Consider the following 845-nt stretch of genomic DNA (forward strand, 5'->3'; position numbering starts at 1 on the left):
TAGTTTTTCGTTATTGTTGCAATTAATTTATATAACCTCATCCTAAAATCTTGTGCTAACATGTAATTAAGAAAATAGAAGCAGAGGGATTGAGCATGAAGAATATCGGTTTAGTATTAGAAGGCGGCGGAATGAAAGGGTTATATACTGCAGGAGTACTCGAATATTTTATGGAAAGGGGCTTATTCTTTCCGTATGTAGTCGGTGTATCCGCTGGAGCGTGTATGGGAGCAACATATTTGTCACGTCAAAAAGGAAGAAATRAGAAAGTAAATACAGAGCTAGTAGCAGATCACAGGTATATATCTTATCGAAACTTAATTCGAAAACGTGAATTATTTGGAATGGATTTTTTATTTGATGAAGTACCAAACAAAATTGTACCGTTTGATTTTCAAACCTTCCTAAATTCAAATGAACAGTTTGTAATCGGAACGACTGATTGCGAATCAGGACAGGCAGTTTATTATAATAAAATAGAACATGGAAATGATATTTTGAAAATCATTCGTGCTTCAAGCTCTGTGCCATTTATTGCACCTGCTGTAGAATATGATAATCGAAAACTGTTAGATGGAGGGATTATAGATCCTATTCCAGTTTTCAAAGCGCAGAATGATGGTTATAAAAAGAACGTTGTTATTATGACAAAGCCAGAAGGATACGAGAAGCAGCGGAATAAATTTTCTGGACTGTCTAAAATTTTATATAGAAGATATCCGAAAATCGCAGAACTTTTAGTAGAACATTATCGTTTTTATAATGAAACTGTATCTTATATGAATCACAACGAACAAAAAGATAATTTTTATGTAATTCAGCCAAGTATACAACTTCCTATAAGC

Annotated in this window: 1 protein-coding gene; it reads left to right on the top strand. The window is 33.3% G+C overall.

Features of this window, described 5'->3' with window-relative positions:
- Nucleotides 1-95 precede the first annotated feature (95 nt).
- Nucleotides 96-845 (top strand): patatin-like phospholipase family protein (locus AC1DTM_RS29425; protein ID WP_477001582.1); only part of this gene is annotated, 750 nt, incomplete at its 3' end.

The organism is Bacillus sp. P4_D3 (genome assembly GCF_056401855.1).